The following is a 13,590-nucleotide window of genomic DNA, read 5'->3' as shown; positions in this document are numbered from 1 at the left end:
CCCCCTCTATTTATTTTGTACAAGGGTCTCCACTAATGATTCTGATGCTTTTTGCATATCTATTACCAAATTATCTACCATTCCCATAAACATATTATTGAAAAACTGTACAGGGATAGCTATGGCAAGACCAGATGCTGTGGTAATAAGAGCGATCTTAATACCAGAAGCAACAATAGTTGGGTCAACTTCACCGGCTAAGGCAATAGCATCGAATGCTGCTATCATACCAACAACTGTACCAAAGAACCCCAACATGGGAGCTAAGTTAATAGTAGTCGATAATGAGATGAATCCTTTATCCAGATAGGAAAGTTCTAAAGACGCCGCACTTTCTATCGCTTTTTCGACTGCTTCAAGTCCATCCTCAGCTTTCAGTAGTGCCAGATGAAGTACCATTGCTACTGGTCCTCTCGTTTCTTCACAAATCTTAGCAGCATCGCGGAATTTTTTCTCTTCAACTAAGGGCATAACTTTAGATAGAAGTTCATTAGTATTAATCCTTGCATAAGATAATACAACTAATTTCCAGATAATTGTACCGATAGCCCATACTAATAAAATCAAAAGAGGCCACATAGCAAAACCACCCTGAATGAACAGGTCAACTAAACCGCTGCCGACAATTTTACGAGCAAGCACTTCTAACCAACCCATATCGGGAATATCTTCGAAAACAAATTCTTCTTCAATTTCAGTAACTCCAACTGTCTCGTCTTCTGGGGTTACAACAGCATCATCTTGTTGAGCAAACAGGAAACTCGCTGTTAACAACAAGATTAGAAATGCTATCAATAATCTTCTATAGCTCTTAACCATATTTTCTTATCCTCCTATTGGACACTTTCCTTTTTTTATATCTTTTTTAGCAAGAAACAGTACTAAACCTGTTACTTGTCTGATAATTCATTACCAGTTATAAGAAATACCGAGCGTATAAGTCCTGCCTGAAGACAGAGCAGACGGGTTCTTGATAAACTCTGTATAGTTATGAAGCACCTCTGAATATACATAATCAGATCCGGATTCACTCAGATCTTGCCCATCCCAATCAACTCTTCCTGTTCGTGGATATACCCAATTAACATTTCTTCGATTGAACAGATTATTAATGTTAGCAAACAGTCTCACATTCTGTTTCCTTCCGAATCGGAAGTTCTTGGTCAGACGTAAGTTTGCATTTTCTGTGAATGGCATGCGGCGACTGTTCGTATCAAGCATTTGGGTTCCTTCTAGATTCATAGGTGTATAAGGATATCCAGAAGAAATTGAGTAGATAAAGTTCATAGAAATATCATCCAGCGGGAATATTATATCAGTAAAGGGAACCCACCACTCTTCATCTCTTCCGATTCTAAACTCGAAGTTGAGATTTGCAGCATGTCTTGTATCCCACTCAAGCGGGAATTCTCTTAGATTCCTAAACTCATCCTGTCGTGTTAATCCTGAATGATTACCCTGTGCCCATGCAAAAGAATATGATAACGAGCCGGCTGTAAAATTAGAGAGTATTTTTTGTAATGTGATATCTACTCCTCTGGCACTTCCGTAATCTTCGGAAACATATTGATACCAAGTGATTGTCTCATCATTAGGATCAACTCTTTCTTGCAAACTAACATAATTATAGATATTCTTGTAGTAAGCTGTTATATCAAGTATATAGTCCTCCCCTAACTGTCTCTGCAAGCCAACTTCATAGGTAATCGTTATTTGCGGCTCTAAATTTGGATTTCCCACATCGATTGTCTCTTGAGCGAGAATAGCATCTTCCGGTTTAGCTGTGGTAAAGACATATTGCATCTGTGGTAGCTGATTTTGATAATTATAAGCAAAATGCAGAACCGCTCTCTCTGATATTGGATGAGAAACACCTACTCGAGGAGATACCATGACCCTTGTTTTCTTGACTTTTTCGTCTGTCAGATCTTCCCATTTGACGGTAATATAAGTCCCATCGTCTTGACGGATCAGATAATCATTGCCAAGATGCCAGAAATCAAATCGTAATCCGAGATTGGCTATCATACCTTCAAATTGTAATCTGTTTTGCAGATAGTAAGCACCTTGCCAAGGTTTTGCCTTATATCCGTCTGTCTGTCCGGATGTTTCTCTCAAAGCTTCATGTACATCATAATGTGAATAGACGAAGATCGTATCTTCAATAGCACTATCAGGATCGGTTGGATCTTCATTCACATATATTTCATAAAATACTTCACAGTTATCTCTCAGGTATCTATCAAATCTCAGACGGTTTATTCTCTGTGGATTAAATAATCTATCCTTAACAATTTCATGGCTGGTAATTTCAAAACCTGTTTTAAGATTATTAATTATGCTCATCTGATATTCGAAATCAGCTCTTAAGGTCATGGTTGTTGTCTCATCATCAATAAACCTTGACCAATAGCTTCCCGGCGGGTTGAAACCTCTTATAGCTCTTTCCCTTTCGGTACCGAATACTCTAAAAGCCCAGTAGCTACTATCAATAAATCCATAATCAGGATTATCAATAACACCGTCTCCCGTTCTATCGATAAAGATAATTCCGTCTAAATCAGACTGATAAGTTCCCTCATCAAATTCATAATCTGGATCGATTCTAAAGAAATCATCGCGACCTATTCCTCTCGGACCTTCAAAACGTTCTTTTCTGAACCAGCTACCCTTAACATTCAGATTCATTTGCGGATTAAAGAGATGATCATAGGTAAACATGTATTGTCGCATATCTTCTTCAACCTTGGCATAGTGTTCCAAAGCATATCGCCATGAATGGGCGTAAGGGTACAATTCTGCTTTATCACCGCGAGCAGCAAATGACATTGTTTGTCGGGGATTTAATCTATAGGTCAACTTGAGATTAGCATTGTATGTATTGAAATTTCTATTTCCTAAATCAAACATACCAAGAAATTGGTTTCTATCTGCATAGGGATCAACATACGGAAATTCTGTTACTAAATTCACCAGATCGCTATTAGGATGTGAAATGTAATAGTCACGAAATCTTGAATCGTGCCATAATCCTGCTGCATTAAAAAAGAAGGTAAACCTGTTTCTTAAGTCAGACACAAAAGGTCCAAATACCGGACCACCAAGTGTTACCTTAAGTTCGTCAGAATTACTTCCATCTGTTATAATGTGATCTGAGATCAATTCAACACTTCCGGAATATTCACTCGTTCCATCACGGGTAACAATATTTACAATACCAGATTGTGCATTACCAAATTCAGCTGAGAAACCACCTGTCATTACTACCATATCGGCAATAGCATTTCTATCTATTGTCATAGCTGTTCCACCATCAACAGGGTCTGAAACAGACATACCGTCTATTTGATAAACTACCTCGTTGGCGCGGCCTCCTCGGATGTGCAGATCACCTCCTACTTGAACAGCACCAGCTTGTAGGGCTATAATGCCCTCTATACTATCAACAGCAATATTCTCTATCGTCTCTTGTGTTATACCTCGCGTCGAGCCAGTTCTGTCAGCAACAACCATCTCTCTTTGGGCAACAAAAGTCAACCCTTCAATGTCAACTGCATCTCGAACCATTTGGATATTCAATGTTGCTGTTTCATTGACATTGATCCTCTGACCGGTTACAGTTGTGGGTCGATAACCTATCTGTTGTGCTTGAATATTATATGTGCCAACGGGAATGTTAATCAATATATAAGTACCGTCTTCCCTCGTCTGGGCTCCCATCAAGGGATCAGTGCCGACAAGAATAACATTAGCGTAAGCTACCGGAGTACCATCAGTATCTGTGACTCTACCGGCTAGTCTGCCTGTTGTTTGGGCAAATATTAAACTTACCGAGAAAAGCAGCAATACGATGGTGATTATAATTCTTCTCTCCATCAAAATTCCTCCCTAAATATCATTACATTACATTCTTACTATTTTTTTTCAAATTCTCTTCATTGATAGATATGTGTCAAACTCTTTTTGAGTTTTTCTCTCTTTTTTATTCCATTGATCGGTTGCATACTTTTTATGCATTAACTGCTCGGCAGTATTTTTCTCTACAAGTGTCGGTGTCTCATGCAGATAAAAAGTATCTTCAGGCCATGCTTCTTTAAAACCAGATATCAGATTGTTAACTACTTCATTAAAAGTTAAGTCTCTTTCCAGGATCATTTGTAAAGAGATCGTTCTTCTTTCCAATAAACTGGCAATTCTTAATCTTTCGTCTTCGTTAATATTCGGTATAAAATCAGCAACTTTTTTTTGATTATAGGTCTTTAAGATAGAGCCATGTTGCAGAAAAGCCGTGTTATTTCTTGTTTGGGCACTCCCAACCAATTTCTTCCTTTTATAAGTTAATTCAAAGCGTGAACTGCTTGTAAAACAGGGATTTGCAGGTTGTCGTTGTTCATGCTGACTTAATTCTCCTTTTGATAACTCGGCTTCAACATTCATGATTTTTAACCCTGTAAGCAGGGCTTTACCGATCCTAAAATAGGTGTCAGAAATGCTGCCTGCCATAGCTCCTTCGAGTGGTGATATGACAGCATAAGTAACCTCTTCTTCATGCAGCACCATTCTACCGCCGGTAGGTCTTCTTACAAAACCGTATTGTGATGTTTTAAGCCGTTCAAAATCAAGCTCTAAGTCTATGTTCTGATTAAAGCCACAAGAAAATGAAGCCGGTTCCCAGTCATAAAACCGCAATGTAGGCAAAGATTCTCTCTTGATGATGCTCAAATAAATCGCTTCATCCAAAGCCATATTCATGTATGGACTCATCTTTCCTGAAACTAAAACTCTCCATTCCATAATCTTACCTAATGATGACTCTCTCAGCTTTTTGTACCGATTTTTTTATACAACCAATATTAATACCTTCAGCTCTATCGACAAGTACATCAGCAGTTGAAGACGGTACAACAGTAACAAAGCCAATCCCCATATTGAAGACCCGAAACATTTCCTCTTCAGATACTTCACCTTCTCTCTGCAAATATTCAAAAATCTGTGGTCTCTTCCAACTACTGCTATCTATTTCAGCATATAAATCGTCAGCTATAATTCGTGACAGATTACCGGCTATTCCACCACCCGTTATATGCGCCATTCCATGTATCTGATCAGGAGTCGCATAGTCCCTTAATTGCTGATAATAGGACTTATGAACCGTCAGAAGCTCTTCTCCTACTGATTTCCCAAATTCGTCTATCAAATCAGTAACTTCTAACTTCATTTTTTCAAAAACAATACTTCTGGCTAATGAATAACCATTCGTATGAAGCCCTGAAGAAGGAAATCCTATTACTTGATCCCCTTCCCGAATAGTGCTGCCATTGATGATATTTTCGCGCTCAACACAACCTATTATCGTTCCGACAAGATCAAAGTCACCTTTATCATATACAGCAGCCATTTCTGCCGTTTCTCCACCAATCAAGGCCATATTATGCTCCTTACAAGCAAATACCATGCCCTCAACTATCCCCTTGATCATTTCCGGATCTACTTTTCCTATTCCTATATAGTCGAGAAAGAACAAAGGTACGGCACCGTGCACGAATATATCATTCACGCAATGGTTTACTAAATCACTGCCAATAGTATCATATTTTCCCAGTGATTTAGCGATCAACAGCTTCGTTCCAACTCCATCGGTGCTGGATACTAACACCGGTTTGCTCCATTTCTCCAACTCTAGAACATAGAATCCGCCAAAACTACCAAGTTCTGATAATACGTTACTATTAAACGTTTCCCTTACTAACGGTTTAATACGCTTAACTGTTTCGTTTCCGGCTGAAATATCTACACCTGAAGATCGATAATCCAAAATTACTCCTAATTTATTTAGTCTTGCATAACTATCTCTTATTCAATAAGATGCTACTTTTCGGTTTTTTATGCAGAATCTTATTCATAAAAGCTATTTTCATAATTATTGGTTGCTTCCTCTGTCTTTGGAGAACGGAATATGTCAGTGAAAAAAAGTACATTAAGATCAGTAAAGTATCTAATGATCAACACAACAAGAATCAGTAAGAAGATTCTAATAAGCCAGCTAATCCATAACGAACCCTTATCATTTCTTCTCTCTTCATATCTTTTTCTTAACTCTTCATTTAAAAGTTTCATAAACTAATTTAAGCAATATTAATGGGTTAAGGATAACAAACCGTCTCGTAACCTCTTGACCCCTTCTTGGATGTTTTCCATGCTGGTTGCATAGGAAAATCTGACATAGTTATCGACACCAAATGCCAGACCGGGAACCAGTGCAATATGGAACTTTTCCAATAGATAGGTACAGAGCATAATCGAGTTTATGATTCCTAACTTATTATTTAACAGATAATAAGAAACATTTGGCATGGCATAAAAAGCCCCTTGGGGTTTGTAGCAAGTTACATTGGGAATACTGTTCAGTTCTTCAACCAGCCAATTCCTTCGTTTCTCGAATTCTGTTCTCATCATTTCCACAGATCCATCATCCTCAGTTAAAGCTGCTAATGCGGCTTTTTGGGTTATCGAACAGACATTTGATGTTGTATGTTCTTGGATTCGACCTGCCCGTTTAATAACTTCTTCATTTCCTGCAGCATATCCTAATCTCCAGCCGGTCATGGCATAAGCTTTGGAGACTCCGTTGATTAACACCGTTCTTTCTTTAATTTCCGGTGAGATAGAAGCTATAGAGATATGTTTTATACCATCATAGATAATCTTTTCATATATCTCGTCGGAGATAATTACTAAATTATGTTTTACACAGATTTCGCCAATGGCTTGCAGCTCTTTCTTGGTATAGACACAACCGGTTGGATTATCTGGTGTATTAATTATTAGTGCCTTGGGAGTAGTGTGATATAAAATCGCCTCTTCTAACTGTTCCGCTGTGATCTTGAAATTTGATCCTTCATTTGTCGGAAGAATTATCGGAAAAGCATCTACCATTTCCACCTGAGAAGTATAACTAACCCAATATGGTGAAGGAATAAATACTTCATCTCGAGGATCACAAATAGTCATTAAAACATTAATAATAGCAGCTTTCGCACCCGGGGATACCAATACCTCATGTGCACTATAATCGAGATTATTGTCTCTCTTAAGCTTAGCACAAATTGCCTCTCGAAGTGGTAAGATGCCCGGCGTAACAGTATATCTCGTGAAATTATCATCAATTGCTTTTTTGGCAGCTTCTTTAATATAGTCCGGAGTGTTAAAATCCGGTTCTCCGGCACCCAAGTTAATCACATCAATACCATTAGCTTGCATCTCTTTGGCTTTGGCTGTCACCGATAGAGTTGGTGAGGGACGAATAGCTTTAGCTCGATTTGCAATTTTAATATTCATTATTACCCCCGTTTTCTTGCTCTCTGTTTGTCATCTTTATACGCTTTATAGTAGTCTTATGCTCATTTTTCACCTTCGATAACTATTAGAGAAAGATCTCCCACCTGTAAAAACAGTTTTCTTAATCTATACAGCAAAGCATAGCGATTATTTCTAACAGAATTTTCTTCTACATTCACTAATACTTTGTCGAAAAAAAGATCGATCTTATCTTTAATAGATATGAAACTTTCCAATAAAGCCATATAATCCTGTTCGGTCAGATGTTTTATGGACTCTTCTTCCAGATCTTTAAGAACTTGATAAAGATCCTTTTCGGCATCTTCACTAAATAATCCTGGATCTATCTCTTTAAAATCCTTTTCTTTGGCAATAATATTTGATACCCTTTTGAAGCTAAGAATTAAGCTCTCAAAATCTTCTCGGTTTCTGAGTGCTTGCAACGCCTTTACTTTTTTCTTCAATAATGTGATTTCAGAAAATCCATCTATTATGACAGCATTGATGATATCATAATCAATCTTATTCTGCTCTAAGAGCCATTCTGCTCTCTGCTTGAAGAAATTCAATATTTCTACCTTATTCTTATCCGCTTCCTTGAGATGTTTATTGATCAAGCAGTAAGTAAAATCGATCAGGTCGGGTAAATTAACAGATAACTCATTTTCATAAAGAATTCTTACAATACCGTTTCCAGCTCTTCTGAGGGCAAAAGGATCATTTGAACCTGTAGGAATGCGACCAATGCCAAATATTCCACAGAGTGTGTCGATTTTGTCTGCTAATGCTATTATAATACCAATAATTGTCTGAGGTAATTTGTCAGTGAAACTTAAAGGGAGATAGTGTTCTTCTATTGCCTGTGCTACCTGATGATCTTCACCAAATTTAACAGCATAATTCATCCCTATATATCCCTGTAATCCGGTAAATTCTTTCTCTGCGATCATATTCGTAGCTAAATCGAATTTGCATATAGAAGCAGCTCTTATTGCTTTATCTTTCAAATCTTGTTCGAGTTTTAATTTGTCTGATAAATAGGAAGTTATATCAACTATTCTATCTATCTTATCCTTTATTGTTCCTAATTCTGCTTGAAAGACCATTTTTGATAGACGTTCATTAAAATATGCTCTAGATCTCTGCAAATCCTCTTGATAATAAAAGACTGCATCATCAAGTCGTGCTTTAACAACTCTTTCATTACCATCTTTAGTATTGGAAGCATACTCGGGAAGATTATTCGCAATAAATATAAAGCTATTCAGCATCTGCTTTTTATCTTTGGAATAGAGTGAGAAATATTTCTGATTCTTAGATAGAGTAGAGTGGATTATCCTTTGCGGCAGTTGCAAGTACTTCTCATTGAAACTCGCCAGAACAGCAGTCGGATATTCAACGATATCAGTTACTTCATCTAACAGACCACCATCAAAATTAACTTCACCATTAACACTGATAGCTAACTTAGTTAATTGTTCTCTAATCAGTTCCTTTCTTCTATCCCTGTCACAAATAACGTAGCTTGACTCCAACAGCAGAGAATAGTCTTCAATTTTATCTATATTTATTTGTTTAGCTTCAATATTAAGTACATTACCATAGGTTACTCTACCTGTTTTCAAACCATCGTATTCGAAATTGATAAGATCATCACCGAAAATCGCTACCAGCCATCTTATTGGTCTGGCAAATGTTACATTTTTGGAATTCCAATACATTGTTTTGGGAAATGTGATCTTCTTGATTGATTCAGGTAAGATCTGTTGTAATATCTTTTCTGTTTTTTTCCCAATTACTAATACATCGGCTTTGATATAATCACCCTTATCTGTCTTTTTTATAACAACAGCTTCCGGATTTATTCCGGCACTCTTTATAAACCCACTTCCTGCTTTACTTAAAGTCCCGTCAGGATTATAGGCGACACTAATTGCCGGCCCTATTTTTTCGATTTTCTCATCTTCTTGCTGTAAGGGTAGAGATTTAACACAAAGGGATAGTCGTCTGGGTGTTGAATATTTCTCAATCTCTGAATAAGTCAGTTTCGCCTTACTAAGAGATTCAGACAGGTGTTTGACCAGCGACTCCAGAGCCGGTTGAATATAACTGGCTGGCAACTCTTCAATACCTATCTCAAAGAGCAAATCCTTCATTACCATTATCTAATAGTCCTCATCCCACCGATTTTTTTTATGAAGTGTCATTAAAAAGAGATCGCATTTAATGTCTATGATTATTTGTATAATTTTACCGGCGCTGGTAGTTTCTTTCTCAGACCTGTCTGATAGACTATTTAGAACTATTGGATTCTCTCCTTCTTTTGATAGCTCTGCTGAGATTTGTCTTACCTGTTATTAACCTAACTGATATCCTTATCTGCATTATTTAGAATTATCTACCCGATACTTGAGTCCTGTTCGTATATCTTTTTAAGATGAATGAAAAATCATGCTTTTTATTTATCAATGGTGAGTGAAGCAATGATAAATTAGTGAGATACCAAAGGGGACCCTACGAGTCTGCCGCATCCGACTCGTAGGGTCCCCTTTGGTAAAATACTGGAAACTTAGTTGTTAAAAAGTATATTTAAGTGAGACCTGATTAACGAGTCCTAAATCTCCAAAGGAAGAAATGCTATAATTAATTTCATATTGTCTTAAATAGCAACCAAATCCTGCTGATAATCCCGAAAGAAAATCGAAATCTCCACCCATCCGCCAATCATCCGCTCTGGAGTTAAATCCTGCTCTTAAGGTGAGCATTGGATGTACTTGATACTCTGCTCCAAGCCGACCAAAAAAATCTTGTTCGAATGGTTTTACTATATCAAGATTAGCATTAAGTTTCTCGTTTGGATTGTAATTAAACCCGACTGTTAGTTGAGTCGGCATCTTTTCGTCATATTTAGAAGAGGTAAAATAGGTGAGTTGTTTACCAAAATTCCTCAATGTTACCCCGACACTTACATGATCATTCATTGTTTGATGGAATAGTGCCAAATCCACTGCCACAGCAGAAGCTGAATAGTCATCGATAGATTGATAAATAAATTTCACTCCGACACCTAAATTCAACATCTCATGGACATATAAACCGGTTGAAGCACCGACAATTAGATCAGTAGCACCAAAAGTTCCAGCAGTGCCCAGATATTCTCCCAGATTATCAACGAGTGTTCGTGTTATCCCTTGATTACCTAAATATTGGGCATATAAACCAAAAGCAAAGCGGTCTCTTCTGGGATAAGCAAAGACAACAGACCCTCCCTGAAAACCTTCAAAATAATTAATATAAGAGGTCGAGACCATCATCTTGGTCAACTGTGGTAATCCGGCGGGATTAAAAAAGAGGGCATCGCTATCGTCTGCCTGACCGGTATAAGCATTTGCCATACCGCCAGCTCGTGCAGAATAGAAAAGTCGCAGGAAATTGAATCCTTTAGTGCCTATATCTTCATTAGCAGCATGTAGCAGAGATAAGCTAATAGCTGCAATTATAAGACATACAATCAGTTTTTTATTGTTCATATTTCTACACTCCGGAAAATTCTAAGTAGCTCATCAGCATCCTTACAATTGTAAACTACTGAACGATTACTTTCGTTACGTAAAAATTCGGACATTTTTTGTAAAATCTTCATATATTGATTCCCCTCATTGGAAGGGATGGCAAAACATACGATCAGTTTCACTTTTTTCCTGTCAAGTGAATCAAATTCGATCTCATTGTCAAGGAGATAAATCCCTATTTGTAATTGGGATACAGACGCATCTCTCAGGTGAGGAATGGCAACTCCGTGACCTATTCCTGTAGATAGCTTCTCTTCTCTCTCCAGCAATTTTTGATAAAAGTCCTGAGTTTCTTCGATAACACCTGCTCTTTGAAAATCTTGAGCTATCGTCATCAAAGCGTCAGCTTTGGTTTCAGCGACAAAGTTGGTCTTGATCAGATTAGGTTGGAATAAACTCATCTAGTTTCTCATTTTCTCCTTGTAGTAATGAGCCCTTTCTTTTATCTCTTCCTCGTCGAGAGTGGTCAATTGTCTGTTCAACATTACAAACTGACCGTTAATCAGAACATCAGTTATATTGGCTGAGCTGAGATTATAGACAATTTGTGAATAGGGATCATACAGTGGTAAAGATTCCAGATCGTTTGTATCTATAATGATCAAATCTGCATTTTTACCCTTCTCCAATGAACCAAGTTTATCATTCTTCTTTAATGCACGGGCTGCATTGATCGTCGGAAACTTAATGATTTCTTTGGCTGGTAGAAAAGTCGGATCATTATTCAATGCCTTGTGAACCTTGGCAGTTATGCCCAATTCTTCGATAATAGATAAATTGTTGTTACTGGCTACTCCATCTGTTCCCGTCGTCATATTGACTCTCTTTACCAAGCATTTTTTAAGGGGTAAGAATCCGGATGCTAGTTTTAAGTTACTTTCTGTATTAATGGCAATGCTAACACCTTTTTCCGCTAAAATGTCAATATCGTTATCAGAGAGCCAGACACAATGAGCTGCAATGACATCATCACCCCAGAATCCAATACTGTCTAAATACTCAGTTGGGGTCATCTTGTGTTTCTCTAATGCTTCATCATATTCTTGTTTGGTCTCAGCTAAATGAGTGTGGATCAGCATCCCATTGGAGCGAGCAATTTCGATGGCTTTCTCAAGTGTCTCTTTGCCACAAGTATAAATGGCATGTGGCGATATAGCCGCTTCAATCATTTGATCTTCTTTATACTGCTGGTGTAAATTTAGTGAATATTTAAGAGCATCCAGTGCGTTCTGATGATTAGCTACAGGAAAATCGAGCGTTCCTTCACCTAAGACAGCACGTATTCCGGCTTTTTTTGCTGCTTTGGCTAACATTTTACTCTCAAAATACATGTCGTTAAAGAGGGTCACACCGTTACGGATCAATTCGGCAATCCCGTGTAAGGATGCATGATAGACATATTCTGCCTTCACCATCTCTTTCTCTTTAGGCCAGATATAGTCATTCAACCAAGTATGAAGCGGTAAATCATCGGCAAGACCTTTAAAATAGCTCATCGGAACATGGGTATGGGTATTTATGAATCCAGGTAACACAATTTTGCCTGTACCGTCAATCTTCAAGAGTGGATTATACCGGTTGAGAGGGTCTTTCCCCTGATCACTATTTTCCGGATTAACAGAATAATTACCTACCTCAAGGATAATACCATCGTTGATAGCTATCCAACCCTTTTCAACGGTTTTCATATTTTCATTCATCGTTAAAATTGTTGCTTTGTCAATCAAGAGGTCTATTTTCATTCTTTCATCAATCATAAGTCTTCTCCAACTAAATATCTTTAATAACAAGCTTAGAAACTACCGGTAAATGTCTATATTTTTCTTTTTGTTTTGTGGCTGGCACAAGGAAAGCAAAATAGACAAACAAGGTCTATGTTAAGAATGTCAGCCCTGAGTTGGCTTCGCCGACCCTGAGTTGACTTCGTCGAGCTCGGAAGCAGCCACCCCGATGAAATGGAAAAAGGATTTCATAGGGCAGGCGAAGAAGTGTTTTCCTCGGTTCGATACAATCCGCCCGAGCGGATCACTCAGGGTGACAGATGCACAGACTGAAGTCTATGTTACTCAAAGTTGTCTAATAATTCTATTGTTTTTGATCCGGTGCTGTCGAGAGTACTGCCACAGATAATAATACCATCTGGATGTCCACCCAGAATAATGATCTGAGGCAGGCAATCGAATGTTTTAGTTAGTAATTGCTCGATGGATAAAGCCATTTCAGGTGTTCCATATTCTGCTTTAGGGTCTGTGACAGGGTAGATTTCGTGTACTAATTTCCAAATTTTATGACTATGTATATGAATAACTGCCTTATAATCTAAGGAGTTAGTGTATATAGCTGCATGAGTTAATGCTTCAGACGATGCTTTTATCAATCCGGAACATCTGATATAATTATTGAGAATATCGTAGTCTGTTACCAGTGATAATTCATTTGGTGACAATTTATTCAGATGACCGGTCTGAGAACCGGTGATTATAAAATCTTTGCTCACTTTAACTCTCATACTAATATTGCCATAACCAATTCCGGTTACATCAACCCCAATGACCCCTCTTTCTCTTAACTTACTTCTCCAATAATTGAATTTTTCCAGTTCTAAAACAGTAAGAACTTCAAGCGGTTTTTTAGTCCAATCACAATGATACTTGATGATCCCTTCTGGTTGATTTGTCAT

General features: G+C 37.8%; 11 protein-coding genes. All 11 read right to left on the bottom strand.

What is annotated here, in order from left to right:
- Positions 1 to 6 precede the first annotated feature (6 nt).
- Complete coding sequence (locus K0B81_02675; protein ID MBW6515505.1) at positions 7 to 819, bottom strand: MotA/TolQ/ExbB proton channel family protein; 813 nt, start codon at positions 817 to 819, stop codon at positions 7 to 9.
- Positions 820 to 909: 90 nt separating this feature from the next.
- Positions 910 to 3,876 carry a TonB-dependent receptor gene (locus K0B81_02670; GenBank protein ID MBW6515504.1) on the bottom strand — a complete coding sequence of 989 codons (2,967 nt, stop codon included), beginning with the start codon at positions 3,874 to 3,876 and terminating at the stop codon, positions 910 to 912.
- Positions 3,877 to 3,924: 48 nt separating this feature from the next.
- Entirely contained in the window at positions 3,925 to 4,794 is an 870-nt protein-coding gene (locus K0B81_02665; protein MBW6515503.1) for a lipoate--protein ligase family protein, read from the bottom strand.
- A 4-nt stretch (positions 4,795 to 4,798) separates the two neighbouring features.
- Positions 4,799 to 5,815 (bottom strand): phosphoribosylformylglycinamidine cyclo-ligase, encoded by a 1,017-nt coding sequence (purM, locus tag K0B81_02660; GenBank protein MBW6515502.1) that lies wholly within the window; start codon positions 5,813 to 5,815, stop codon positions 4,799 to 4,801.
- Between the two features lie 80 nt (positions 5,816 to 5,895).
- On the bottom strand, positions 5,896 to 6,117 hold the full coding sequence (locus K0B81_02655) for a hypothetical protein (protein ID MBW6515501.1): 222 nt from the start codon (positions 6,115 to 6,117) through the stop codon (positions 5,896 to 5,898).
- A gap of 18 nt (positions 6,118 to 6,135) precedes the next feature.
- Entirely contained in the window at positions 6,136 to 7,338 is a 1,203-nt protein-coding gene (locus K0B81_02650) for a pyridoxal phosphate-dependent aminotransferase (GenBank protein MBW6515500.1), read from the bottom strand.
- 62 nt (positions 7,339 to 7,400) lie between these two features.
- On the bottom strand, positions 7,401 to 9,500 hold the full coding sequence (glyS, locus tag K0B81_02645; protein MBW6515499.1) for a glycine--tRNA ligase subunit beta: 2,100 nt from the start codon (positions 9,498 to 9,500) through the stop codon (positions 7,401 to 7,403).
- 414 nt (positions 9,501 to 9,914) lie between these two features.
- The gene (locus K0B81_02640) at positions 9,915 to 10,868 is read right to left on the bottom strand and encodes a PorV/PorQ family protein (protein ID MBW6515498.1); all 954 of its coding nucleotides are present in this window, start codon (positions 10,866 to 10,868) and stop codon (positions 9,915 to 9,917) included.
- The gene (locus K0B81_02635) at positions 10,865 to 11,311 is read right to left on the bottom strand and encodes a PTS sugar transporter subunit IIA (GenBank protein ID MBW6515497.1); all 447 of its coding nucleotides are present in this window, start codon (positions 11,309 to 11,311) and stop codon (positions 10,865 to 10,867) included. Before K0B81_02635 ends, K0B81_02640 begins: the two co-directional genes overlap by 4 nt.
- Complete coding sequence (locus K0B81_02630; GenBank protein ID MBW6515496.1) at positions 11,312 to 12,667, bottom strand: amidohydrolase; 1,356 nt, start codon at positions 12,665 to 12,667, stop codon at positions 11,312 to 11,314.
- Between the two features lie 305 nt (positions 12,668 to 12,972).
- Complete coding sequence (locus K0B81_02625; GenBank protein ID MBW6515495.1) at positions 12,973 to 13,590, bottom strand: class II aldolase/adducin family protein; 618 nt, start codon at positions 13,588 to 13,590, stop codon at positions 12,973 to 12,975.

It is taken from the genome of Candidatus Cloacimonadota bacterium (assembly GCA_019429305.1).
GTDB lineage: Bacteria > Cloacimonadota > Cloacimonadia > Cloacimonadales > JAJBBL01 > JAHYIR01.
This window is presented reverse-complemented; position numbering and strand designations above follow the sequence as displayed.

Excerpts from the sequence above, each read along its gene's own strand:
- K0B81_02675 (MBW6515505.1), bottom strand. The coding sequence starts at position 819 with ATGGTTAAGAGCTATAGAAGATTATTGATAGCATTTCTAATCTTGTTG.
- K0B81_02670 (MBW6515504.1), bottom strand. The coding sequence starts at position 3,876 with ATGGAGAGAAGAATTATAATCACCATCGTATTGCTGCTTTTCTCGGTA.
- K0B81_02665 (MBW6515503.1), bottom strand. The coding sequence starts at position 4,794 with ATGGAATGGAGAGTTTTAGTTTCAGGAAAGATGAGTCCATACATGAAT.
- K0B81_02655 (MBW6515501.1), bottom strand. The coding sequence starts at position 6,117 with ATGAAACTTTTAAATGAAGAGTTAAGAAAAAGATATGAAGAGAGAAGA.
- K0B81_02650 (MBW6515500.1), bottom strand. The coding sequence starts at position 7,338 with ATGAATATTAAAATTGCAAATCGAGCTAAAGCTATTCGTCCCTCACCA.
- glyS (MBW6515499.1), bottom strand. The coding sequence starts at position 9,500 with ATGGTAATGAAGGATTTGCTCTTTGAGATAGGTATTGAAGAGTTGCCA.
- K0B81_02640 (MBW6515498.1), bottom strand. The coding sequence starts at position 10,868 with ATGAACAATAAAAAACTGATTGTATGTCTTATAATTGCAGCTATTAGC.
- K0B81_02635 (MBW6515497.1), bottom strand. The coding sequence starts at position 11,311 with ATGAGTTTATTCCAACCTAATCTGATCAAGACCAACTTTGTCGCTGAA.
- K0B81_02630 (MBW6515496.1), bottom strand. The coding sequence starts at position 12,667 with ATGATTGATGAAAGAATGAAAATAGACCTCTTGATTGACAAAGCAACA.
- K0B81_02625 (MBW6515495.1), bottom strand. The coding sequence starts at position 13,590 with ATGACAAATCAACCAGAAGGGATCATCAAGTATCATTGTGATTGGACT.